The organism is Streptococcus alactolyticus (assembly GCF_012277075.1).
GTDB lineage: Bacteria > Bacillota > Bacilli > Lactobacillales > Streptococcaceae > Streptococcus > Streptococcus alactolyticus.
The window spans coordinates 550,655-574,544 of record NZ_JAAXMT010000005.1; the positions used below are offsets into that span (position 1 = coordinate 550,655).

At 42.3% G+C, this 23,890-nt stretch carries 19 protein-coding genes and 1 pseudogene; 2 read left to right on the plus strand and 18 right to left on the minus strand.

Going from position 1 to position 23,890, the window contains the following annotated elements; translation table 11 throughout:
* Positions 1 to 143: 143 nt before the first annotated feature.
* Positions 144 to 1,334: a methionine adenosyltransferase gene (gene metK, locus HFK82_RS04595; protein WP_168260968.1), complete on the minus strand. Its 1,191-nt coding sequence runs from the start codon at positions 1,332 to 1,334 to the stop codon at positions 144 to 146.
* Between the two features lie 306 nt (positions 1,335 to 1,640).
* Here metK and birA point away from each other — a divergent pair, with 306 nt between their 5' ends.
* Positions 1,641 to 2,576 carry a bifunctional biotin--[acetyl-CoA-carboxylase] ligase/biotin operon repressor BirA gene (birA, locus tag HFK82_RS04600; protein WP_168260969.1) on the plus strand — a complete coding sequence of 312 codons (936 nt, stop codon included), beginning with the start codon at positions 1,641 to 1,643 and terminating at the stop codon, positions 2,574 to 2,576.
* A gap of 1 nt (position 2,577) precedes the next feature.
* On the opposite strand, the gene HFK82_RS04605 is transcribed toward birA, so the two are convergent.
* The 9 genes from HFK82_RS04605 to udk form a co-directional block, all read right to left on the minus strand.
* Positions 2,578 to 2,748 (minus strand): DUF3272 family protein, encoded by a 171-nt coding sequence (locus HFK82_RS04605; RefSeq protein WP_154454381.1) that lies wholly within the window; start codon positions 2,746 to 2,748, stop codon positions 2,578 to 2,580.
* Positions 2,749 to 2,808: 60 nt separating this feature from the next.
* The gene (gene dnaX, locus HFK82_RS04610; RefSeq protein ID WP_168260970.1) at positions 2,809 to 4,479 is read right to left on the minus strand and encodes a DNA polymerase III subunit gamma/tau; all 1,671 of its coding nucleotides are present in this window, start codon (positions 4,477 to 4,479) and stop codon (positions 2,809 to 2,811) included.
* Entirely contained in the window at positions 4,479 to 4,976 is a 498-nt protein-coding gene (locus HFK82_RS04615; protein ID WP_168260971.1) for a GAF domain-containing protein, read from the minus strand. Before HFK82_RS04615 ends, dnaX begins: the two co-directional genes overlap by 1 nt.
* Positions 4,977 to 5,060: 84 nt before the next feature.
* Entirely contained in the window at positions 5,061 to 5,651 is a 591-nt protein-coding gene (gene leuD / locus HFK82_RS04620) for a 3-isopropylmalate dehydratase small subunit (protein ID WP_168260972.1), read from the minus strand.
* 12 nt (positions 5,652 to 5,663) lie between these two features.
* Complete coding sequence (leuC, locus tag HFK82_RS04625; RefSeq protein WP_168260973.1) at positions 5,664 to 7,052, minus strand: 3-isopropylmalate dehydratase large subunit; 1,389 nt, start codon at positions 7,050 to 7,052, stop codon at positions 5,664 to 5,666.
* Positions 7,053 to 7,095: 43 nt separating this feature from the next.
* Entirely contained in the window at positions 7,096 to 7,374 is a 279-nt protein-coding gene (locus HFK82_RS04630) for a DUF1294 domain-containing protein (RefSeq protein WP_168260974.1), read from the minus strand.
* A complete protein-coding gene (leuB, locus tag HFK82_RS04635) occupies positions 7,371 to 8,408 on the minus strand; it encodes a 3-isopropylmalate dehydrogenase (protein ID WP_168260975.1) in 1,038 nt (345 codons plus the stop codon). The genes HFK82_RS04630 and leuB overlap by 4 nt, the downstream gene beginning before the upstream one ends.
* A gap of 44 nt (positions 8,409 to 8,452) precedes the next feature.
* Positions 8,453 to 10,015 carry a 2-isopropylmalate synthase gene (locus HFK82_RS04640; RefSeq protein ID WP_168260976.1) on the minus strand — a complete coding sequence of 521 codons (1,563 nt, stop codon included), beginning with the start codon at positions 10,013 to 10,015 and terminating at the stop codon, positions 8,453 to 8,455.
* A gap of 322 nt (positions 10,016 to 10,337) precedes the next feature.
* Positions 10,338 to 10,958, minus strand: a complete 621-nt coding sequence (udk, locus tag HFK82_RS04645; RefSeq protein WP_154454390.1) for a uridine kinase — start codon at positions 10,956 to 10,958, stop codon at positions 10,338 to 10,340.
* 152 nt (positions 10,959 to 11,110) lie between these two features.
* Here udk and HFK82_RS04650 point away from each other — a divergent pair, with 152 nt between their 5' ends.
* Positions 11,111 to 12,193 carry a DEAD/DEAH box helicase gene (locus HFK82_RS04650; RefSeq protein ID WP_168260977.1) on the plus strand — a complete coding sequence of 361 codons (1,083 nt, stop codon included), beginning with the start codon at positions 11,111 to 11,113 and terminating at the stop codon, positions 12,191 to 12,193.
* 50 nt (positions 12,194 to 12,243) lie between these two features.
* On the opposite strand, the pseudogene HFK82_RS04655 reads toward HFK82_RS04650, so the two are convergent.
* From HFK82_RS04655 to acnA, 8 genes and pseudogenes are all read right to left on the minus strand, one after another.
* Positions 12,244 to 13,888: pseudogene (locus HFK82_RS04655) on the minus strand (phosphoenolpyruvate carboxykinase (ATP)).
* A 171-nt stretch (positions 13,889 to 14,059) separates the two neighbouring features.
* Positions 14,060 to 15,490 (minus strand): aldehyde dehydrogenase family protein, encoded by a 1,431-nt coding sequence (locus tag HFK82_RS04660; protein WP_168260978.1) that lies wholly within the window; start codon positions 15,488 to 15,490, stop codon positions 14,060 to 14,062.
* Between the two features lie 217 nt (positions 15,491 to 15,707).
* On the minus strand, positions 15,708 to 17,435 hold the full coding sequence (gene ptsP, locus HFK82_RS04665; RefSeq protein ID WP_168260979.1) for a phosphoenolpyruvate--protein phosphotransferase: 1,728 nt from the start codon (positions 17,433 to 17,435) through the stop codon (positions 15,708 to 15,710).
* Positions 17,436 to 17,437: 2 nt separating this feature from the next.
* Positions 17,438 to 17,701, minus strand: a complete 264-nt coding sequence (locus HFK82_RS04670; protein WP_168260980.1) for a phosphocarrier protein HPr — start codon at positions 17,699 to 17,701, stop codon at positions 17,438 to 17,440.
* Positions 17,702 to 17,919: 218 nt separating this feature from the next.
* A complete protein-coding gene (locus tag HFK82_RS04675) occupies positions 17,920 to 18,717 on the minus strand; it encodes a putative ABC transporter permease (protein ID WP_154454394.1) in 798 nt (265 codons plus the stop codon).
* Positions 18,718 to 18,825: 108 nt separating this feature from the next.
* The gene (gene icd / locus HFK82_RS04680; protein ID WP_168260981.1) at positions 18,826 to 20,001 is read right to left on the minus strand and encodes an NADP-dependent isocitrate dehydrogenase; all 1,176 of its coding nucleotides are present in this window, start codon (positions 19,999 to 20,001) and stop codon (positions 18,826 to 18,828) included.
* An 11-nt stretch (positions 20,002 to 20,012) separates the two neighbouring features.
* Complete coding sequence (locus HFK82_RS04685) at positions 20,013 to 21,131, minus strand: citrate synthase (RefSeq protein ID WP_168260982.1); 1,119 nt, start codon at positions 21,129 to 21,131, stop codon at positions 20,013 to 20,015.
* Positions 21,118 to 23,796 carry an aconitate hydratase AcnA gene (gene acnA, locus HFK82_RS04690; protein ID WP_168260983.1) on the minus strand — a complete coding sequence of 893 codons (2,679 nt, stop codon included), beginning with the start codon at positions 23,794 to 23,796 and terminating at the stop codon, positions 21,118 to 21,120. The genes HFK82_RS04685 and acnA overlap by 14 nt, the downstream gene beginning before the upstream one ends.
* Positions 23,797 to 23,890: the final 94 nt, after the last annotated feature.

Below are 23,890 nucleotides of genomic sequence, written 5' to 3' on the forward strand. Positions count from 1 at the left end.
ATTCAAAACTTTCTGCTAGAATTCAACTTTATCATTTTATCACATATTATGCTGATTGACAAATCAATTGCTGCCATAAAAAGAGAAAAATATAACCTATGTTATAAAAAATCGCTGTATACATGATACAACGATTGTTTTATTTAGTCGATGGCTGCTTTTAGGGCATCCACTTTATCTAATTTTTCCCACGGTAAATCAATATCTGTGCGTCCCATGTGGCCATAAGCGGCAGTTTGACGGTAAATCGGACGTTTCAAATTAAGCATTTGGATGATACCTGCTGGGCGTAGGTCAAAGACCTGACGAACGGCTGCTTCGATTTTGTTTTCAGCAACGGTACCTGTTCCGAAAGTGTCCACACGAACAGAAACTGGCTGAGCCACACCGATAGCGTAAGCCAATTGCACCTCTGCTTTGCTAGCCAAACCAGCAGCAACGATATTTTTGGCAATATAGCGCGCGGCATAAGAAGCTGAGCGGTCAACTTTAGTGGCATCTTTACCTGAGAAGGCACCGCCACCGTGACGCGCATAACCACCGTAAGTATCCACGATGATCTTACGACCAGTTAGACCTGAATCTCCTTGCGGTCCACCGATAACAAAACGCCCTGTCGGATTAATCAAGAATGTCGTATCATCGTCTAGGTATTTTTCAGGAATAACAGCCTTAATCACCTTGTTTACAACATCTTGGTAAATTTGCTCGTTGCTAACCTCAGGAGCGTGTTGGGTTGAAATCACGACCGTATCCACACGAACAGGCTTGTCGTTTTCATCGTATTCAACTGTTACTTGAGATTTAGCGTCTGGACGCAAGTAAGTCAACTCACCTGATTTACGCAAATCCGCCAATTTTTTCACCAATTTATGAGAAAGCGAAATTGGCAATGGCATCAATTCAGGTGTTTCATCAATGGCAAATCCAAACATCAAACCTTGGTCACCTGCTCCAATCAAATCCAATGGGTCTTGATTGGCATGACCACGGACTTCAAGGGCCTCATTAACCCCTTGAGCAATGTCTGGCGATTGCTCAACCAAAGACGGATGCACCCCAACTGATTCTGCAGCAAAGCCATATTCCGCATTCGTATAGCCAATTTCGGCAATCGTATCACGAACAATACGATTGATATCAACATAAGCTGATGTAGAAATTTCTCCAAAAACATGGACTGAACCTGTATAAACAGCTGTTTCTGCGGCAACGTGTGCGTCAGGATCTTGCTCCAGCACAGCATCTAAAATAGCATCTGAAATTTGGTCTGCAATCTTATCTGGATGCCCTTCAGAAACAGATTCAGACGTGAAAAGTTTACGTTCTGACATAAAAAATGTCCCCCCTTAAAAATTTTAAAAATTGCTTGATATGACACCATAAAAAGCAGTTGTTAAAAAATACCATGGCATTACTCATTTTTAGAAATACCATAGGATTTACCGTTATTTGCTAGCAAACAACGAGAGTTACAAAGTACCAATCTCCCTTTGAAAATAGGCAAGATTGTCTTATCGGGACTCATTAACCTGTTTATTGTACCATTTTTTAGCCCAAAAACCTATAGCCAGCTGAAAAAAGTACATTCTCTTAGTTGGGACTAGCCAGCCAAGGCTCAAATGTATTATACTAAAAGCATGAAAACTTACGAAAAATTGTATCATTACCTCAGCACCCATCCTGATTATGTGAGTGGGGAAGCTTTGGCACAGCATTTGGGGATTTCTCGGAGTGCCATTTGGAAAGCTGTGAAAACTTTGGAAAAAAAGGGAGTTCAGATTGATTCGGTCAAAAAAAAGGGCTACCGCCTTATTGCGAGCGACCTGCTTTTGCCTGAAGAAATTGCCAAAAATCTGCATACCCCTGTGACCTTAAATGAAGATAGCGATTCAACCCAGTTAGATGCCAAAAATCATTTAGAAACAGCCAAAACACCTCACCTTTATCTGGCTCCTTATCAAAAAATGGCAAAAGGGCGATTTGGCAGACCATTTTACACCTCTTCGCAAGGGGGGATTTATATGTCGCTGCACCTTAAACCTAACGTTCCTTTTGAAGACATGAAACCCTACACGCTTATGGTTGCTTCAAGCGTGGTCAAAGCCATTTCTCGATTGACGGGCATTGACACAGACATTAAATGGGTCAACGACATCTATCTTGATGGCAAAAAAATAGCTGGTATTTTGACAGAAGCTATTTCTTCTGTCGAAACAGGGCTTATCACAGATGTCATCATCGGAGTCGGCATCAATTTTTACCTGCAAGATTTTCCTGAGGATTTGGCAAACAAAGCAACTTCTCTCTTTCATCAGCCACCAAGCATCACGCGCAATCAGCTCATCACAGAAATTTGGAAGCTTTTTTTCACCATTCCCGAAAAAGATTTGATTAAAGTGTATAAAGAAAAATCACTTGTTTTGAACAAACAAGTGACGTTTATGGAAAATGACCAATTATTCTCAGGAGTTGCTACAGATGTGACCAATCAAGGGCATCTGCTGGTAACACTTGATAATGGACAGGAAAAACTCCTGCGTAGCGGTGAAATCAGCCTCTCCTCTTGGCAATAAATCAGAGGTTATTAACCACCTTATCGATAAGATAAACATGCCGAAGGTCACGATAGAGCAAAAAGCCCCAAAAGAAGGCAAATAAGTAATCCCCTTCAAACACACAATCATTTAAATAAAAAGTTTCCAAAGCACACATCAGTGCAATAAATATAAAACGACCTTTTGTCATAGGATTTACTCAGTTCCCTTCATCATATAGTAAAAGAGTTTCTTAATTGAAAACTCTTTTTTAATCGTCAACGGTTTGGATTTTTTCAGCGAGAAAATCAAACCCTTCTGGAATAAAACTGGTGTCTTGTTTTTCTTCTGGTACCTGACCTTGTTTTTGTTTCTTGAGCTTTTGAGCAAATTCTTGTCGAATGCTATCAAAATCTTTGCGTGGCACCGCTAGAATATTCGGTGAAAAGCCAGCAGCCTTGCTCAAGATATTGCCAAACATATCGTTTAAATTTGATCGTTTCATGACCTGCTCGGCATTAAAAGCAGCCTCAAAAGCCAAGATGGCATTTTCTTGATTGGCTAAAACAGGTTCTGACCCATTCAGCAAGGCTCGGTCTTGCGAGGAGATGCTGTCTAAAATCTCGTTCCAAGCCCCTTTGAGTGCATCTAGATAGGCCCTTGACGTGCGGCTATCTGCCACCGTTTCTTCCATGATTTTCAAAATCTTGCCCCGGTCCACTTTAAAGGTAAAGCCTTTGGCCGTGTTTTTCCGAGTTTCTTTCGGCGCTGGTGACGTCGATACCTTGGCTAATTGCTGTTTTAGGTCCTTGATTTCAGCCTTCAAAGCCTCAAACTCTTCAGAGATATTTTCTGGCAAGTCTTGGCTTACAGCGGTTTTATGCCATTCTGACAATTGAATGGTGAGCATTTCAGCATAGATTTTAGGCTGCAAGCTCGTTTTAATCTCAGGCAGGCGCTTGGTCACAAGGTCAATCATGTGAAACAAATCATCTTGTGAAACTTCCAAATTAGCTTGGAAAGTCGAGCTGTTATGCGTGTTTTCCCCACCAGATTGCACCACTAAAAGGTCCCGAAAATAATTGAGCAACTCTGTCGCAAAGCGGTTCATGCTCTTTCCATTATTAAAAATGGTTTCCAAATTAGCTAGGGCTTGGGTGGTCTGATTGGCTAAAACGTTAGCCACAAAGTCATCTAGGGCAACCATTGAAATGCTGCCTGTGATTTCTTCGGCAATGGCTAGCGACACCTGATTATCAGTGGTTAAACTGAGAGCTTGGTCCAAGATAGACAAGGCATCCCGCATCCCACCTTCTGCACAACGTGCAATCAAGGTCAAAGCGTCTGGGTCATACCCAATGCCTTCTTTCTCCAAAATCTCTACCAAATGTTCGCGAATATCCGCCAACTTAATAGCCTTAAATTCAAACCGTTGGACACGCGACAAAATAGTTGCTGGGATCTTATGCAACTCCGTTGTTGCCAAGATAAAAACAACATTTTCAGTAGGTTCTTCCAAGGTCTTTAGCAAGGCATTAAAAGCGCCTGTTGACAACATATGCACTTCGTCGATGATATAAACCTTGTAGGTTGCTCGGCTAGGAGCGTAGGTCGATTTGTCACGGATTTCACGAATTTCATCAACACCGTTATTGGAAGCCGCATCAATTTCAATCACGTCCTCAAGACTGCCATTGGTAATATCTCGGCAAATGTCACAATGGTTACAAGGTTCACCGTCAACTTGATTTGGACAGTTCATCGCTTTGGCAAAAATTTTAGCCGCACTTGTTTTACCTGTTCCACGAGGTCCTGAAAAGAGGTAGGCATGGCTAATTTTTCCCGAAGCGACCGCTTGTTTTAAGGTCGTCGAAATAACCGTTTGCCCCACCATCTCATCGAAAGTCTGGCTACGGTATTTTCGATAAAGCGCTTGATACATTATTTTTCAACTCCAAACATATCCAAATTCCAATACGATTTTTCGACAAGCAGCGCCACAAATTGTTCCAAATACTCTTGGTCAATAGCGTCATAATCATTGGTTAAACGTGAGTCTAAATCCAAAACACCCACCAATTGACCATCTTTGACCATTGGCACAACGATTTCACTCATTGCAGCTGAATCGCAAGCAATGTAATTGGCGTGTTTGGTAACATCAGCCACAATCATCGTTTCTTGTTTGGCTGCAGATTCGCCACAAACCCCTTTTCCAAGGGCAATGTGAACGCAAGAAACCCCACCTTGGAAAGGCCCAAGGAGCAATTCTTGACCGTCAAACAAGTAAAAACCTGTAAAAACAGAGTTTGGCAAGGTCATATTCAGCAAGGCACTGGCGTTTGATAAATTTGACAAAAGGTTTTTCTCGTTAGCAAAAAGCGCTTGTGCTTGCGCCAACATCATCTGATAGTTTTCAATTTTCTGTGTCTTATTCATAAGCTTTATTATACCAAAAAATGGACAGACCGTCACATTTCTAAAATGCATAAAAAGAAAAGAGGGTTGATTTCCCTCTTGCGTTTATTGCCAGTAAGTCGGACGTTTAGCCTCATAATCGGCAATGAGTTGCTCATATTGAAGCGTAATGCCGATGTCATCAAGTCCAAGAACCAATTTGCGTTTCCATTCTCCGTCAATGTCAAAAGGAAAAGTTCCTGCAGAGCATTGAATCACTTGGTTGGGCAAATCAATTGTTATCTCTTCTCCTGCTGGCAATGTCGTCAGTGTTTCTCGAACCTCTAGAGGCTGAACAATAGGTAGCATCCCGTTTTTCAATTCGTTATTATAGTGAATATCTGAAAAAGAGCCTGCGATAACGCAACGAAAACCATAATCTTCCAAGGCCCAAGCCGCGTGCTCACGCGATGACCCAGAGCCAAAATTATCCCCTGTAATCAAAATGGTCGCCCCACGGTATTCAGGCTTGTTGAACACAAAATCAGGATTTTCATCGTAGTTGTCATTGAGATAACGCCACTCAAAAAGCAAATTTTTCCCAAAGCCTTTTTTATCGACCGCTTTCAAAAATTGCTTGGGAATCAGCTGGTCGGTATCAATATTATCGTTCATCAAAGGAACGGATTTTCCTGTGTAAACGGTAAATGTTTCCATGTTTTTTCTCCTTTACTGAACTTCTGCGAGCTGGCGAACATCAACAAATTGGCCTGCAATAGCTGCCGCTGCCGCCATGGCTGGACTGCACAGGTGCGTTCTAGCCCCAAAACCTTGTCGCCCTTCAAAATTACGATTGCTGGTTGATGCACAATGCACCCCTTCTGGAACGTGGTCTGGATTCATGCCGAGACACATCGAACACCCTGGTTCTCGCCACTCAAAGCCAGCTTCTTTAAAAATAACATCAAGCCCCAAGCGCTCTGCCTCTTGTTTGACAGGACGTGACCCAGGAACAACGATAGCGGTCAAATTGGGTGCGATGTGTTTGCCTTTGACAATTTTAGCGGCTAATTCAAGGTCTGACAGGCGGGCATTGGTACAAGACCCAATAAACACATAACCTAAATCAATATCTTCTGCCTTATCGCCAGGCTGCATTCCCATGTAACGATAAGCGCGCTCGTCATTGATGTCTTTAATGGCTGGGAAAGGTTGCCCAAAAGCAACGCCCATTTCTGGATTGGTGCCCCAAGTCACCATCGGTGCTAGTTCTGACACATCAATGGTAATCACCTTGTCATAAGTCGCGTCAGGGTCTGAAACCAAGTTTTTCCAATCTGCGACAGCTTCTTCAAATGCTTCCCCTTTTGGTGCGGCTTCTCGTCCTTTGACATAATCAAAGGTTTTTTGGTCAGGATTCATCAAGCCCATCTTAGCCCCAAACTCAATCGACATATTGGCAATGGTCATGCGTTCGTCCATCGATAAGGCATCAATGGCTTCCCCGCAATATTCAACCGCATAACCCACACCAGCATCAACACCGTATTGAGCAATCAAAGCTAGAATAAAGTCTTTTGAATACACCCCTCTTTGCGGTTTTCCGACAAATTCCACCTTCATTTTTTTAGGTTTTACTTGCCAAATACATTGCGTGGCAAATACGTGCTCTACTTCTGAAGTCCCAATACCAAAGGCAATCGCTCCAAAAGCACCATGTGTCGCCGTGTGACTATCCCCACAAACGATGAATTTTCCTGGCTGACTGCGACCTATTTCAGGCCCAACCATGTGAACAATTCCCTGACGTTCGCTGCCGTGCGTCGCCGCATCAATACCAAATTCCGCAACGTTTTTAGCCAAGATATCAATTTGATTTTTAGAAATCAAATCACGAATGTTAAAAATATCCACCGTTGGCACATTGTGGTCTGTTGTTCCAAAGGTTAAATCTGGACGGCGCACCTTGCGACCTGCATCCCTCAGCCCTTGAAAAGCCTGCGGACTAGTCACCTCATGAATATAATGCTGGTCAACATACATGAGTTGCGGCTCGCCCTCTTTTCCTGTCACCACATGACGCTCCCAAAGTTTATCAAAAATCGATTTTCCGCTCATTTCAACCTCCACTTTCCTTTATTACATTCCCTTTAAATACCCCTTATCGCCATAGCCAGACAAGCCAGTACAAAAAGGCTATATCTCCTAACAAACCCAAGTACCAAACTAGTCTGAAATACCTGTTTCGTGTCTTGTGGCGAAAGACTTTTCCACCTAGAAAGGCGCCTATTCCTCCCAAGAAAAGACTTTCCAAAAGCAAGGTTTTCTCTGAAATCCGCCAAGAACCACGCCTTGCCCTCCTCTTATCCAAACCATAGCTGGCAAAAACGAGGCTATTCCACAACACAAACAGGAGAAAAACAACGACTTTAGTGCTCATAGATTGGCAATAATCGCGGCGGTCATATCAGCCGTTGAAGCCGTTCCACCCAAATCTCGTGTCAAAATCCCTTGATTGAAAGTCTTATCTACCGCATTTTCAATCAATTCTGCTCCAGCCACTTCGCCAAAACTCTCACGCAACATCATGGCAACAGACAAAATCATGCTAACAGGATTGGCAATGCCCTGCCCTGCAATATCTGGCGCTGAGCCGTGAATGGGTTCGTAAAGGCTTGGCCCTTTGTCCGAATGGCTGGCTGATGGCATCACGCCCAAAGTTCCAGGCAAAACGCTGGATTCGTCAGACAAAATATCCCCAAAAAGATTTTCTGTCACCACCACATCAAAACGCGACGGATTGGTAATCATAATCATGGCTGCGCTGTCCACCAATTGGTGTTCCAAGGTAACGTCTGGAAATTCTGTGGCTACTTCTTCAGCAATCTGGCGCCACAATTTAGACGTTGCCAAAACATTTTGCTTGTCAATGCTGGTCACTTTCTTGCCACGAAATTGTGCCAATTCAAAAGCCTTGCGGATAATACGACGAATTTCATGAGCAGAATAATCGTTAATATCACGGGCAGAATCGTCATTCAGCTGGTGTTCACCAAAATAAATGCCCCCTGTCAATTCACGCACCACTATAAAATCAACACCGTCAATGCGCTCTGGTTTTAAAGGCGACAAGTGCTTCAAAGCATCAAAAATCCGAACAGGACGGATATTGGCAAACAGTTGCAATTCCTTACGAATGGCCAATAAACCTTGTTCTGGACTAACTGGAGCCTTGTCATACTTAGGACCGCCGATAGCAGCCAGTAAAATAGCATCCGCTGACTTGGCAGCTGCCAAGGTTTCTTCAGGAAGTGGATGTCCAACAGCGTCAATTCCTGTACCGCCAAATGGCTTGGCATCAATCTCATAAGCAAAATCAATTCTTGCAGCAACGGCTTTAAGAACTTCCAGACCTGCTGCCATAATTTCTGGACCGATACCATCACCAGCAAGTGTCACAATTTTTTTTGTCATAGCTAAACTCCCTCAGTCAAGATTACCCTTTTTGTTATGGCTGATTAGTTTGTTGGCAAATCACGAAATGAAATGATTTGACCAATTTCACCCATATTTTCTTTTTGAACAAGCGTGTTAGCATTAATGTAAGCCAGCGCCCCAGCTTTCAACACATCAAAATCAATTCCTGACGCATTGAAAATAGTGCCTGTATCTGTATTTTCAATGGAAACTGACACACGCGCCTGAGAATCAATGCCATCAGTCACAGCGTCCATGGTGTAGCTAAGCAGACGCACATTTTGGTGGAAGAATTTATCCACAGCATTGTAAATAGCTTCAACAGAACCTTTACCGTCAGCAACAACCTCTACTTCATCAGCGTCAGCATTGGCCATCACAACCGCCGCTGTCACCGTATCGTCCGTATTTGACGATAATTTTAAATCGCCAAAATGGAAGCCTTCAGGATTTTCAATTTCCGTACCTGCCACCAAGGCTCTGATATCGTCATCGGTAATCTCATTTTTCTTGTCTGCCAATTGTTTAAATTTCGCAAAAAGTGGAACGATTTCAGATTCTTCAAAGGTCAATTCCAGCTCCTTTAATTTTTCAATGAAGGCATGACGACCTGATAATTTTCCAAGTGGAAGCGAATTGTGCTTGACGCCGACCAATTCAGGAGTGATGATTTCATAGGTTAATGGGTTTTTAAGCACACCGTCTTGATGAATACCTGATTCATGAGAGAAGGCATTGCCACCCACCACAGCTTTATTTTTAGGAATCGGAATACCTGAAAAACGCGAAATCAATTCTGACGTATTAACCGTTTCATTTAACACAATATCAGACGTGGCTTGATAATAATCTTCGCGAATGTTGAGAGCAACAGCCACTTCTTCCAGAGCTACATTACCAGCTCGTTCTCCAATGCCATTGACCGTACCTTCCACACGCCCAGCACCGTTTTTAATAGCTGCAAGGGTATTTGCCGTTGCCATGCCAAGGTCATCGTGACAATGCGGGCTAAAGATAATCTCACGGTCTGAGGCCGTATTTTCAATCAAATATTTGAAAATATAGCCGTATTCTTCGGGTGTGGTGAAACCAACTGTGTCAGGAATATTGATATAAGTTGCTCCAGCATCAACCGCTGTTTGAACCACTTGCAGCAAGTAATCCAGTTCTGTTCGTGTCGCATCTTCTGGCGAAAACTCCACCACCTCAAATTTGCTACGAGCATAGGTCACGTGTTCCTTGATAATTTCAAGAATTTCCTCTTTAGATTTTTTCAGTTTGTATTCGCGGTGAATAGGACTGGTCGCAATGAAAACGTGGCATTGTGGGTATTTCGCATCTTTTAAGGCTTCATAGCAAGCATCAATATCTGATTTTACCGAACGTGCCAAACCAGACACAGCTGTTTTTGTCATGACTTGGGCAATTTGACGAACCGCTTCAAATGAATCAGGACTTGCAGCTGGAAAACCTGCTTCGATAGACGCAATCCCCCAGCGTTCCAATTGCTTGGCAATCGCCACTTTTTCCTTAATGGAAAAATTAACACCTGGGGTTTGTTCCCCATCACGAAGAGTTGTATCAAGAAATTCAATAGAACGCATAAAAACCTCTTTCTAAAAACGTGCACAATCACGAATAAACTAACTAAAAAAACATCTCACTATCCAGCGAGATGTTTTTTCCCGCTTGGTAAACCAAACAGGACTAATGCTTTCCTGCTGCATTAGCCCCCCTGTCGCAATAGCAAAACTGTCATTTCTGCGAATACCATCGTTTGACTTCCTTTCAATGTTTTTCTTTTTTAACATCATACCCCTTTCTAAAATAAAAGTCAACAGAATAATCAAAATAAAATAAATTTTCTGACTTTTTACTGCAAAAAAAAGACAAACACAACAGGTGCTTGTCTTAACTATTAATATATTACTCCAAAATGGTTGAAATTTTCGTGTTAATCAAATCGATAGCCACAATGTTAGATGCCCCTTCTGGGATAATCAAGTCCGCATAACGTTTTGTTGGCTCGATAAATTGGTGATACATGGGTTTCACCACAGAAGTGTATTGGTCGATGACGCTATCAAGGCTGCGACCTCTTTCTTCCATATCACGTTTAATACGACGAATAATGCGAATATCGTCATCAGTATCCACAAAAATTTTAATATCCATCAACTCACGCAAGCGTTTATCTTCAAGCACCAAGATACCTTCCACAATAAAGACATCTTGGGGTTCTTGGCGGTAAGTTTTTTCACTACGTGTATGCAAGGTGTAATCGTAAATCGGAATATCCACAGGACGACCAGCAATGAGTTCATTGATGTGTTCAATCATCAAATCTGTGTCAAATGCTAGTGGGTGGTCATAATTGGTTGTCACACGTTCTTCAAAAGTCAAATGGCTTTGATCTTTGTAATACGAATCGTGCTGAATCATTGAAATCTTTTGGTCTGTGAAATTAGCCAAAATCGCTTTTGAAACACTGGTTTTTCCGCCACCAGATCCACCAGTTACACCGATAATAATAGGTTTTTTACGCATTTACTACTCCAAAACAAATATATTCTTATCTATTCTACACTATTTTTGTTATTTTTCAACTATTGAAAACTCTTACTTGGCCTTGAAATCCAAAAAGATACCCTTTTCTATGGTATAATGGAATAAAGATTACACATTAGAAAAGGCATGCTATGATTTCACAATTTCCAAATGTCTGGCAAGACCAACTTGCCAAGGCACAAATAACTGAACTAACCGCTATTCAACAACAGGTTTTTGAGCCCATTTCACAAGGGGACAATGTGCTTGGAATTAGCCCAACTGGTACAGGAAAAACCCTGGCTTATCTCTTGCCAGCCTTGTTAAAACTCAAACCAAAAAAAGCACAACAACTCTTGATTTTAGCCCCAAATACTGAATTAGCTGGGCAATTGTTTGATGTGACCAAAACATGGGCTGAGCCGCTAAATCTAACCGCACAACTCTTTATTTCAGGTTCTAGCCAAAAACGCCAAATTGAACGCCTGAAAAAAGGGCCTGAAATCCTCATCGGAACGCCGGGCCGTATTTTTGAATTGGTTAAACTCAAAAAAATCAAAATGATGTCTGTGGATACGATTGTTTTGGATGAATTTGACGAGTTGCTTAGCGATTCTCAGTACCATTTTGTAAACAGCATCGTGCACCGAGTACCACGTGACCACCAGATGATTTACATGAGTGCGACTAATCAAGTCGATGTGGATGCCTTAGTGGAAAACACCATTTCCATTGATTTGTCAGAGCAGAAACTCGACCAGATTGCTCACTACTACATCACTGTTGATAAACGCGACCGCCTAGATTTATTGCGTAAATTCTCCAATACTCCTGATTTTCGTGGTTTGGTCTTTTTCAACAACTTATCTGACCTAGGAGCTGCTGAGGAACGTTTGCAATTCAACCACGCTTCGGCGGTATCACTGGCTTCTGATGTCAATGTCAAATTCCGCAAGATCATCCTTGAAAAATTCAAAAACCATGAGATTTCACTGCTGTTGGCAACAGATTTAGTAGCACGAGGCATTGATATTGACAACTTAGAATGTGTCCTGAATTTTGACTTGGCTCGTGATAAGGAAACCTATACCCACCGTGCTGGACGAACAGGGCGTATGGGCAAGGCAGGTGTGGTTATCACGTTCATTACTCATCCTGAGGAACTCAAAAAACTGAAAAAATACGCATCTGTATCAGAAGTTTACCTCAAAAATCAAGAACTTCATCTCAAATAAACACAATACCGCCCCAAACCTTGGAGGCGGTATTTTTAAAACGTTTCTTATCATTTCAACTGATTAATCACTTTTTCCAAGCAAGAAATGGCTTCAACAGGTAGAGCAAATTTAGGATAATTTTGATTGAAAGAGAGCAAGAAATTCAATCGAATTTGCATCCATGAACGAATGATTTGCTTGTACTGATTATCAAATGGATGAATAGGAAAATTCTCTAATTCTAAATATTCAAAAGTTTCAATCTGGCCAAAAAGTTTAAAAACCGCTCTGCTATCCACAATCTCTTCAATGGAGGCAATAGATGTTTCCTTAGAAATATCTTCAGACAGGTAAGAACCTGTATTGATAATATAACAATCCACGCCACCTGAAAATAGCGAACGGAATTTTTGGTAATCTTCTACCAGCGGATAGACCCTGAAAGGATTGGCGAAAGGCTCAATCACCAGTGTTTGCTTGCCACTTTCGATATTCTCAGCACTTGAGCGCTTCGTCATCAAGGTGCAGCCCATCGTTGCTGCCATAATGGGGTCATTGATTTTCATGAGAGGCGGTAGCGAGTCGTCTTTCATAATCCAAAAAATAGCGTTAATAGGCTCTTTGACAACATCCACACGATTTGGTGTCGCAAAGCGTGACTTGACTGTTCGCCCATTGCCCATTGCGGATATCTTCGGTCATCAATTTTTTCCGACCATTATGGTCCAAGGTCACCCCACAATTTTGCACCGTTACAAAGAAATCTTGCTCGGGATGTCCCGTTGGGTAATCATTGGTTTTATCAAAATAAGACGGTTCTAAGGCGATAGATGAGCCATCTTTTTCAGAAATGATAAAAGCATCGTCGTGCAAAACTTTGATGTCGTATTTTCCATTATGCTTAGCGTGGGTCAAAGTCGATTTACCAGAACCAGACAAGCCAAAAAAGGATGCGACGTAATGCTGCTCGATATCTTTTCGTTGGAACATTTTCAAGCCACCATGGCAAGAAACGTATCCATTTCGTGCAGCCGTTCCCCAAGCCAAGGTCAAAGTGGCTTTTTTCAATTCTCCAAAGTAGTTCAATCCCAAAATCGCCACACAATTGTGATTGGTATCAAAATAAGCCAAACCATCTGGATAGTCAGGATGCGACCATTTAGGGTCAAAAAAGACAAAAATATCATCTTCGTCATACCGTTTGGAAACCTTCAAACGGTTTTTAAATTCCTCATCCAAAATTTGAAAATTCAGCAACCAAGAGTAGAGATTATTGATTTCTTCTTCCGGCACCATCAAGTGGGCACGCACCATGAAATCCTCCTCTAGGCCCACGATAGCATCTGCCTTGTAAAAGGTGCGGCTATGTGCTTGATACACCGCACTTCTCACAATGGATAAAAGCCGTTCATCTTCTTCGGCATCCCTCCCATAAATGCGGCGCGCCTTAGCTGTTCGACCAACAATTGCCCCAGAATTTGTCAATAAAACCCGAGCATATGAGGGTAACCCCAACTCCTTGGTATGAATGACAGACATATCTAAAATCACTGTTCCAGCAGCATTGGACGCCAACTGGTAAGCCTCCTCTAGAGTCTTGATAGGGTGCACTTGGTTTTCATAAAAAGCCGTTTCGACAATAGTTTTTAACGCAGAAAAATAAGGACTTGCTTTACGCATCTCCGATGGTGAAAATTGATTACGTGTGACCATTTTCCACCTCCTATTGTATGGTAACCCTATTCTACCACAAATGTATGCGTTTTCGCAATAAAAAGTGCAATATTCTGTAAAAACGAAAAAAAGGATCACCTTTTCCATAAAATGATGATTCTTTTCACAAACAAAAAAGGGCGGAACACAAGCGTTCCAACCCTCATTCTTTTATTTTGCAATATCGAAAACAGTTGATTTAACTTTTGTCATGGCTTCGATAGAGTATTTCACACCTTGTGTTCCAGCACCAGATTTCTTAGCTCCAAGGAATGGGAAGTTATCGGTACCACGTTGTGTCTTGTTGTTAATGTGAACAGTACCAACTTCTAATTGTTCTGCAATCTTGAAGGCAAGTGGGAAGTTGTTTGTGAAGACTGCTGCTTGAAGACCGTATTCTGATTGGTTTGACAAATCAATAGCTTCTTCAAGTGATTTCACACGGATAACTGGAAGAACTGGACCAAATGGTTCTTCCCAAGCCAAGCGCATTTCAGGAGTGATGTTATCAAACAAGACTGGGCTGATAAGGTTACCATCACGTTTGAAGGCAATCACTTCTTTAGCACCTTTTTCTTGAGCGTCTTTAACAAGACCTTCTACAAAGTCAGCTGCTTTTGTATCAATCAATGGTGTGATGTCTGCATCTTCTTCAGGCATACCAACTGTTAATTTTTCAACCAAAGCAGATACTTTTGCGACCAATTCATCAGCAATGCTATCCATAACGAGGACACGTTTAACCGCTGTACAACGTTGACCTGAATAACCGTAAGCACCAGCAACGATGTTTTTAGCAGCCAAATCAAGGTCAGCATCTTCAAGAACGATAGCTGAGTCTTTTCCGCCAAGTTCAAGCATGATTGGGCGCATACCAGCTAATTTACCGATGTGTTCACCAACAGGAGTTGAACCAGTGAAGTTGATGTAGTTAACAGCTTCGTGTTCTACAATGTAGTCGCCGATAACAGAACCACGTCCTGTAATTGTGTTGAAGACACCAGCTGGAAGACCTGCTTCAGCAAAGGCTTCAGCCAAAAGCAAACCTGAAATAGAACCTTGCGTTGGTGGTTTAAGGGCAACAACGTTTCCTGAAATAAGGGCTGGTGCAATCTTAGAGCCAGCAAGGTTGATTGGGTAGTTAAATGGTGAGATAGCAAGCACTAGACCAACTGGTTCGCGACGAACAACAGCGATTTTTTGTTTGCTTGCAGCTTCAAAGCTACCACCTTCAAGCACTTCACCTTCAAGGCGAACACCTTCTTCAGCAGCATAGTGAATGATTTCGGCTGTACGAATAACTTCGCTAACAGCTGATTTGTAGCCTTTAGCAATTTCTTTTGATAATACCGCACCAATTTTTTCAGCATCACGCTCTAAAATATCAGCAGCTTTGTGAAGGTAAGCCGCACGTTCAACGTATGAAAGCGCACGCCATGCTTTTTGAGCAGCTTTAGCAGAAGCATAAACATAATCTACTTCTTCTTGGCTCATAGCTGGCACAGAACCTAGTTCTTCACCTGTTGCTGGAGCATAAATAGTGATTTCTTCTTGAGAAAGTTTCCATTCTCCATTAACGTAATTTTTGTATTGTTTGGTCACGTTCTTTCCCCTTTTAATATGATAGTTTTATTTTATCACTTTTTTGGTTTTTTTCAATTATTCAACACTACTAAATTCAGAAAATTAGCATAAATCACATCTTATAAAATAGCGCCACCATTTAAAGCATAAAGAAAGAGAGAACGATTAGCGCCCTCTCTAACAACTGACTTTTAATCACTCAAAACAGTCTTTAAAAGTCTAATAATGCTGCTAATTAGTCAACGTATTCCTTGCTAAGTTCAAGAACTTCTTCCATAGTTGAGCATTCTGTAAGAGCACGGTTTGCATACTCTTGCATTTTAGCAGTGTCAAGTGTCTTCATAAGGCTACGCGTACGAAGAACTGAAGTTGCTGACATAGAGAATTCGTCAAGACCCATTCCGACAAGAAGTGGAACAGCTTGTTGATCTCCGGCCATTTCACCACACATACCTGCCCATTTACCCTCAGCGTGAGCTGCTTTGATAACGTTGTTAATCAAGCGAAGGATTGATGGGTTATATGGTTGGTAAAGGTATGAAACTTGTTCGTTCATACGGTCAGCAGCCATTGTGTATTGAATAAGGTCATTTGTACCAATTGAGAAGAAGTCAACTTCTTTAGCAAATTGGTCAGCTAGCATAGCTGCAGCTGGGATTTCAATCATGATACCTACTTCAATATCATCTGCAACGGCAATACCTTCAGCTTTAAGTTTAGCTTTTTCTTCTTCGAAGATAGCTTTCGCTGCGCGGAACTCTTTAAGAAGAGCAACCATTGGGAACATGATACGAAGATGTCCGTGAACAGACGCACGAAGAAGCGCACGCAATTGTGTACGGAACATATCTTGACCTGTTTCTGAAATTGAGATACGAAGAGCACGGAATCCTAGGAATGGATTCATTTCTTTTGGAAGGTCAAAGTATGGAAGTTCTTTGTCCCCACCGATATCCATGGTACGAACCACAACTGGTTTACCGTTCATGCCTTCAAGAACAGCTTTGTAAGCTTCGTATTGTTCATCTTCAGTTGGGAAATCTTGTGAATCCATGTACAAGAACTCAGTACGGTAAAGACCGACTGCTTCTGCACCGTTAGCGTTAACGCCTTCAACATCTTTAGGAGTACCGATGTTTGCTGCTAATTCAAAGTGTTTGCCATCAGCAGTAACTGTTTTGGCATCTTTAAGAATAGCCCATTCAGCTTTTTGCTTAGCATATGCTTCACCAGCAGCTTTAAATTCAGCAATTTCCTCTTCTGTTGGATTGATAATAACATCACCAGTAATACCATTAACGGCTACAGTATCACCATCTTTAACACGGCTTGTGATATCGTTTGTTCCAAGAACAGCAGCGATTTCCAAAGTACGTGCCATGATAGCTGAGTGACTTGTACGTCCACCAATGTTAGTGACAAACGCTTTTACAAATTTTTTGTTTAATTGAGCGGTGTCAGATGGTGTCAAATCGTTAGCAATAACAATTGATTCTTCGTCAATTGTAGCAGGGTTTGGAAGTTTAACACCGATAAGGTGAGCCAATACACGTTTTGCAACGTCGCGGATATCAGCCGCACGTTCTTGCATGTATGGGTTGTCTTCCATACCTTCAAAGATAGTAATAAACATATCAGTTACTTCTTTAAGACCTGCTTCAGCGTTAATTTGTTTGGCACGGATTGTTTCTTTAATTTGACCAATCATTTCTGGGTCAGAAAGAACCATCAAGTGTGCGTCAAACACAGCTGCTGCTTCTTCACCAAGTGTTTCTACTGCTTTCTCGCGAATAACAGAAAGCTCGTCTTTAGATGCTTGCAATGCAGCATCTAAACGAGCTTCCTCTGCACTTGTATCTTCAACTGTAACAGTTTCAAATGACAAATCCGGTTGAACGAGTAAATACGCTTTAGCAACAGCAACACCATCTGATGCTGCAATCCCTTTAAGCTTCTCTGTCATTTTTAAGCCAATCCTTCTTTAGTCATTGTTTCTTCGATAGCAGCAAGTGCGTCGTCAGCGTCAGCACCTTCAGCTGAGATAGTAACGTCAGCACCTTGACCAACACCCAAGCTCATAACACCCATGATAGATTTAAGGTTTACAACTTTACCTTTGTAGTCTAAAGTGATATCTGAAGCGAATTTGCTAGCTGTTTGAACAAGCAAAGTAGCTGGACGTGCGTGAATACCTGTTTCTGCAACAATGTGAAAATCTTTTGAAGCCATAATTGGTTCTCCTTTTATTATGTTTTTTTGAATTATCAACAATTGATAACCCTTACAAGAATTGATTATAGCACAATATAATTTTATTTTCAAGCACTTACCATTCATTGGATCGGTGTAAATTTAAGGTGGTAAAAATCACTTTTCCTTCATTAAATACAGCAAAAAAGAAACACTTTTATGATAAAAGTCTGGAATTTTCATTCCAGACTTCGTTCTCATTTCTTGTTTTTTTGATTTTGTTTGGCGTCTTCTTGTTTGCGACGGATATCATTTAAAAATGGCGCTGTCGTCAAACGGAATTGACGGTAGTTTCTCAAGAGGCGGCGTTGGTTGAAACGGAAAGGTTCGATACCTCTTGCTTTCAAGCGTTCATTGATGTGCAGGCGTAAATCTTCTAAGCGCTTGCTAAAGACTTCGGTTTGCTGAGCCAAGTCGCCAAATTCTTTTTTAACGGACTCGTGCAAGCGTTCTTGTTCTGCATGCGCATATTTTTCAAAAGAGCTGGCTGCTTGTTGGAATTTCACTGTATCTGTCACTGTCCAAATGAAATCCGCTGTCATGATAATTACAATAGCTAAGGCAACCCAATCGCTCGTATGGGCAATCAGCCACATCACGCTTGGCTGGATGAATTTAACTAAAATCACAATCCCAAAGCCCCAAAACAGTGAGATGGCTGGGGCGATACGTCCTTGGATATTTCCAAATTCATTGCTGTAATCCCACAACTTCATGTGAAAGAGAGTTTCTAGTAACCATGCTGCCACGTATTCGAACACGGTCGCTACCAGCATCCCACTCAAAAACAGCCATAGCAAATGACTCTGAAAAGGTTTTGTCGCCACCAGAACGGTTGTCACCGCAAAGCCATATACAGGGCAGTAAGGTCCAGCCAAGAAACCACGATAAGCAAATTTTCTATCTTTGATGGAACAATAAATGGTTTCCCAGAGCCAGCCTACAAACGAATAAATAAAAAATAAAAAAATAATGTCTGTCAATGAATATTCCATAAAAACCTACCTTTTCTATCAAGATTATAAGCTTTTTTGGGGTAAAAATCAATATCATGTCGGCGGCAGCAAAAAGCCTAGGACCAAAACATATCCTAGGTTATCTTTTTACAAATAGTCGATGACTTTGGCGGCAAAGTCGCTGGTTGAATAGGCAGTCTTACCGTGTGCTAAATCAGCAGTGACATAGCCTTGAGCCAAGGTCTTTTCAATAGCCGTCGTGATGCGACGAGCCACTTCTGTCCAGCCGATGTAATCAAATAACATACAACCTGACAAGAGCAGCGAGCAGGGATTAGCCTTGTCTTGCCCTGCTATATCAGGCGCTGTGCCATGTGTCGCCTCAAAAATGGCATGACCTGTGCTGTAATTGATGTTAGCACCTGGTGAAATGCCAATACCTCCCACCTGTGCTGCCAAGGCATCGCTGGCATAATCCCCATTCAGATTGGTCAGCGCCACCACATCAAAAGCTTCAGGATTAAACAGAATTTGCTGCAAAAAATTGTCCGCAATGATGTCATTGATAACTAATTTTCCGCTGGCAAGTTCATCGGCGTACTCTCTTTGAGCGAGTTCATAGCCCCATTTTCGGAAACCACCTTCTGTGAATTTTTGAATGTTACCCTTATGAATAAGGGTAACTTTAGCGAGGTTATTGGTCAGGGCGTATTCAATGGTTGAGCGAATCAGACGCTCACTCCCTTCTTTTGAAATGGGTTTGATACCAATGCTACTGCTTTCAGGAAAACGGATTTTGTTAACCCCCATGTTTTTTTGCAAAAAAGCAATCACTTGCTTGGCTTCTGAGCTACCAGCTTGCCACTCAATTCCCGCATAAATGTCCTCTGTATTTTCCCGAAAAATGGTGATATTGATTTTTTCAGGTTCTTTGAGCGGGCTTTCAATGCCTTGAAAATACCGCACAGGACGCACGCAAGCATACAAATCCAATTCTTGACGCAAGGTGACATTGAGCGAGCGAATACCACCACCAACAGGCGTTTCTAGAGGCCCTTTGATGGCAACTAAATATTCTTTGATTGCCTCAAGTGTGTCATCAGGCAGCCATTGACCCGTGGTTTTGTGCGCCTTTTGACCTGCCAAGACTTCCAGCCACTGAATTGTTTTTTGACCGTGATAGGCTTTTGCTACTGCCGCATCAAAAACCGCACGCGCATTTTTCCAAATATCTTGCCCAATCCCGTCCCCTTCAATGAACGGAATGACAGGATGATTAGGCACAGACAAACGGCCATTTTCCAAAGTGATTTTTTCTGACATAGCTATCCTTTCTAACGCGCTTCCATGGGAATGTAAGTCAAATCCACAAAGCCAACATAGTCTGAACGTGGGCGAATGAGTTTGTTATGGCGTTGTTGCTCTTGAATATGGGCAATCCAACCTGATACACGGCTCATGGCAAAAATCAAAGTGTAGATGGAACTGTCAATGCCAAGCACATGATAAACTGTCGCTGAGTAGAAATCGACATTTGGAATCAGCCCCTTGGCATTTTTCATGTAATCTTCCACCTCACGCGACAAATCAAACCAAACCTCATCTTCTGTGCCTTTGGTCAATTCTTCTGCCATATCTCGCAAGTATTTTTCACGCGGGTCTTGTTTTTTATAAACACGGTGCCCAAAGCCCATGATTTTTTCCTTGCAGGCGAGTTTTTCCTGTAAATAGGCCTCGCTATCTCCCATTTCACGAATGTCTGTTAGCATATCAAAAACACGTTCATTTGCCCCACCGTGCAGAGGGCCTTTTAGGGTACCGATAGCAGTGGTCACGCAAGAATAGATATCTGCCAAGGTCGAAGCACACACACGCGCAGCAAAGGTAGAAGCATTTAACTCATGATCAGCGTGTAGGACCAAGGCACGATTGAGCGCCTTAACTTGCAGAGGAGTTGGCTCTTCTCCTTTTAGCATATACAAAAAGTTGGCTGCGATAGACAAATCCTCACGCGGTGCTATGGGTGTCTGCCCTGAGCGCAAACGAGCAAATGCCGCAATAATAGTGGGCATTTTTGCCATTAATTGAATGGATTGCTCATAAACAGCTTCTTCTGAAGTATCCTCAGCATGAACGTTGTACACCCCAAGCAGACTGACCGTTGAACGTAAGACACTCATGGGGTGCAGATGGCGACGTGACTGAATCAACAAACACTGTTCAATCGCATCGCTAATGCCATAATTGGCACGCAACTCCGCAGTAAAATCAGCCAATTCTTTCTGATTGGGCAAATGCAGGTTCCAAAGAAGATAGATAACCTCTTCAAAACTCGCTTCATTGTCCATCAATTCTGAAATATTATAGCCTGCATAAGACAACTGATCGTCAACAATCGCGCTAATACGCGTTTGGCAGGCAATTAAGTCTTTCATGCCTTCACTTTCCATCATAAGCTACTCCCTCCAACTTTTTACGAACCACCATTGGCAAAATACCACCGTTTTTATAGTAGCGAATATCTGCTGCCGCATCAAAACACACCATGGCTTTAAAGCGTTTGTCACCTGAGGCATCACGCGCCACAACATCAACCACATCATGAATACTTGGATTTTCTGGCAGTTCGATATCATAGCTTTCAAATCCTGTTAAACCAAGGCTATCAGCTGTTTCACCATCTAAAAATTGCAGCGGTAAAATCCCCATCATGATTAGATTTGAGTGGTGAATGCGTTCAAAACTTTCAGCCAGCACGGCTTTGACTCCAAGAAGATTTGCTCCCTTGGCTGCCCAGTCCCGACTAGAACCCATGCCGTAATCTTTTCCTGCAATGACCAAGGTCGCCACGTTATCAGCTTTATAATGCATAGCCGCATCGTAAATAGGCATCACGTCACCCTCATAAGTCGTGTAACCGCCCACTTTGCCAGCCGCCAACTGATTTTGAATGCGAATATTGGCAAAGGTTCCTCGCATCATGACCTCATGATTACCACGGCGACTGCCGTAAGAATTAAAATCAGCATAAGTCACGCCGTGTTCTTCAAGGTAATTTGCTGCAGGGCTATTTCTTGAGATATTTCCCGCTGGCGAGATATGGTCAGTCGTGACACTGTCACCAAATTTAGCTAAAACACGCAAATGGCGTAGCGGTTTGATTGTGATTTGATTATCCAAACCATCAAAATACGGCGGGTTTTGAATGTAGGTAGAATCTGCCTTCCATGGGTAAATCAAGCTGTTCTGAGTATCAATGTGATTCCATTGCTCATTGTCAGTGAAAACGTGCTGGTACTCATCCTCAAACAACTGGCGGGTCACATAACGATCAACGTATTGGGCAACCTCGTCATGGCTTGGCATAAGATCTTTTAGGTAAACAGGGTCTTGATTGTGGTCAAAACCAAGCGGCTCACTGGTCAAATCCACATTAGTATTGCCAGCAAGAGCGTAGGCCACTACTAGAGGTGGACTTGCCAAAAAGTTAGCTTTGACAAGCGGATTGACCCGCCCTTCAAAATTACGATTGCCTGACAAGACCGCTGATACTAACAAATCCGACTTTGTAATCGCTTCTGTTACCTCTGGCAACAAATTGCCTGAATTTCCAATACAAGTGGTGCAACCATAACCAACGAGATTAAAGCCAAGCTGGTCCAAATAAGCTTGTAGACCTGATTGGCGCAAGTAACCTGTGACCACCTTAGAGCCTGGAGCCAAAGACGTCTTGACTGTCGGAGCCACTTTCAAGCCACGTGCAACCGCATTTTTCGCTAATAAGCCCGCTGCCATCAATACATAAGGATTAGAGGTATTGGTACATGACGTGATGGCCGCAATCGCCACGTGCCCTGTTCTAATGTCAACAGTTTCTTGCTCAAACTGAACTGTAGCGGCCTTATCCAGTTCATCTGCTGTCAAACCAAACCCCTGAACACCTGCCTCACGCACCAAACTGTCTTGAAAAGCTTGTTTGGCTTGGGTCAAATCAATCAAATCCTGCGGACGTTTTGGTCCAGCGATGCTTGGCGTAATCGTTGACAAATCAATCTCAATAACAGTCGTATAATCCGCCTGATGCTCAGGATTGTAAAATAGGTGATTTTGCTTGGCATAAGCCTTTGTCAAGTCAATATGTTCGCTAGAACGATTGGTCAAACGCATATAATTCAAGGTTTCATCGTCAATCGGAAAGTAACCACAGGTCGCGCCGTACTCAGGTGCCATGTTGGCAACTGTTGCTCGTTCTGCCAAGGTCAAACTGGTTAAACCTTCCCCAAAATATTCAACAAATTTGCCAACCACATGAGCTTGTCGAAGCACTTGCGTAACCTTCAAGGCCAAATCCGTTGCTGTCGCTAACTTAGACAATTTGCCTGTCAAATGCACGCCAACCACTTCAGGAATGGGAAAGAAAGAGGCTTCGCCCAGCATAGCGGCCTCTGCCTCGATACCACCGACACCCCAGCCAAGAACACCAATACCATTAATCATCGTGGTGTGGCTGTCCGTTCCAAACATGGAATCAGGGTACAACAAGCCGTCTTGTTCAATCACCACATCGCTTAAAAATTCAATGTTGACTTGGTGGATAATCCCTGTCGCAGGCGGAATCACACGGTAATTGTCAAAGGCTTTTTCCGCCCATTTTAGAAAGGTGTAGCGCTCATTATTGCGTTGAAATTCAAGCGTCATATTATCTTCCAAAGCTGAATCACAACCAAAAACATCCACCTGAACACTGTGGTCAATCACCAAATCCACTGGAATTTCAGGGTTAATGAGTTGGGGATTGCCACCATGTGCAACCACCGCATCTCGCATAGAAGCCAAATCAACAACTACCGGAATTCCCGTAAAATCCTGTAAAATCACGCGACTAGGCTTAAATGGGATTTCACCACTGGGCTGCTTAGCTTGATAGGTCGCCAAGGCTTTTATGTGATTTTTCGTTACATCTTTTCCGTCGTATTTTCTGAGTAAACTTTCAAGTAAAATACGAATGGTGTAAGGGATTTTATGAATATCTCCTCCGTAGGAAGTCACCACGCGCTCAATGTCGTAATAGGAATATTGGCTTTCCTTGAAGGAAAAATCAGATAAAAACTTACTCATAAACATCCCCCTTAAAATAGTATAAATTTTCATACATTATACAACTTTCAGAATATTGTGTCAAGTTTTATTTTGTTATGTGTTAGTTTTTATA

Excerpts from the sequence above, each read along its gene's own strand:
- HFK82_RS04640 (WP_168260976.1), bottom strand. The coding sequence starts at position 10,015 with ATGCGTTCTATTGAATTTCTTGATACAACTCTTCGTGATGGGGAACAA.
- metK (WP_168260968.1), bottom strand. The coding sequence starts at position 1,334 with ATGTCAGAACGTAAACTTTTCACGTCTGAATCTGTTTCTGAAGGGCAT.
- leuB (WP_168260975.1), bottom strand. The coding sequence starts at position 8,408 with ATGACAAAAAAAATTGTGACACTTGCTGGTGATGGTATCGGTCCAGAA.
- leuC (WP_168260973.1), bottom strand. The coding sequence starts at position 7,052 with ATGAGCGGAAAATCGATTTTTGATAAACTTTGGGAGCGTCATGTGGTG.
- HFK82_RS04685 (WP_168260982.1), bottom strand. The coding sequence starts at position 21,131 with ATGATGGAAAGTGAAGGCATGAAAGACTTAATTGCCTGCCAAACGCGT.
- leuD (WP_168260972.1), bottom strand. The coding sequence starts at position 5,651 with ATGGAAACATTTACCGTTTACACAGGAAAATCCGTTCCTTTGATGAAC.
- dnaX (WP_168260970.1), bottom strand. The coding sequence starts at position 4,479 with ATGTATCAAGCGCTTTATCGAAAATACCGTAGCCAGACTTTCGATGAG.
- HFK82_RS04650 (WP_168260977.1), top strand. The coding sequence starts at position 11,111 with ATGATTTCACAATTTCCAAATGTCTGGCAAGACCAACTTGCCAAGGCA.
- HFK82_RS04630 (WP_168260974.1), bottom strand. The coding sequence starts at position 7,374 with ATGAGCACTAAAGTCGTTGTTTTTCTCCTGTTTGTGTTGTGGAATAGC.
- icd (WP_168260981.1), bottom strand. The coding sequence starts at position 20,001 with ATGTCAGAAAAAATCACTTTGGAAAATGGCCGTTTGTCTGTGCCTAAT.
- acnA (WP_168260983.1), bottom strand. The coding sequence starts at position 23,796 with ATGAGTAAGTTTTTATCTGATTTTTCCTTCAAGGAAAGCCAATATTCC.
- ptsP (WP_168260979.1), bottom strand. The coding sequence starts at position 17,435 with ATGACAGAGAAGCTTAAAGGGATTGCAGCATCAGATGGTGTTGCTGTT.
- HFK82_RS04670 (WP_168260980.1), bottom strand. The coding sequence starts at position 17,701 with ATGGCTTCAAAAGATTTTCACATTGTTGCAGAAACAGGTATTCACGCA.
- HFK82_RS04605 (WP_154454381.1), bottom strand. The coding sequence starts at position 2,748 with ATGACAAAAGGTCGTTTTATATTTATTGCACTGATGTGTGCTTTGGAA.
- birA (WP_168260969.1), top strand. The coding sequence starts at position 1,641 with ATGAAAACTTACGAAAAATTGTATCATTACCTCAGCACCCATCCTGAT.
- udk (WP_154454390.1), bottom strand. The coding sequence starts at position 10,958 with ATGCGTAAAAAACCTATTATTATCGGTGTAACTGGTGGATCTGGTGGC.
- HFK82_RS04615 (WP_168260971.1), bottom strand. The coding sequence starts at position 4,976 with ATGAATAAGACACAGAAAATTGAAAACTATCAGATGATGTTGGCGCAA.
- HFK82_RS04675 (WP_154454394.1), bottom strand. The coding sequence starts at position 18,717 with ATGGAATATTCATTGACAGACATTATTTTTTTATTTTTTATTTATTCG.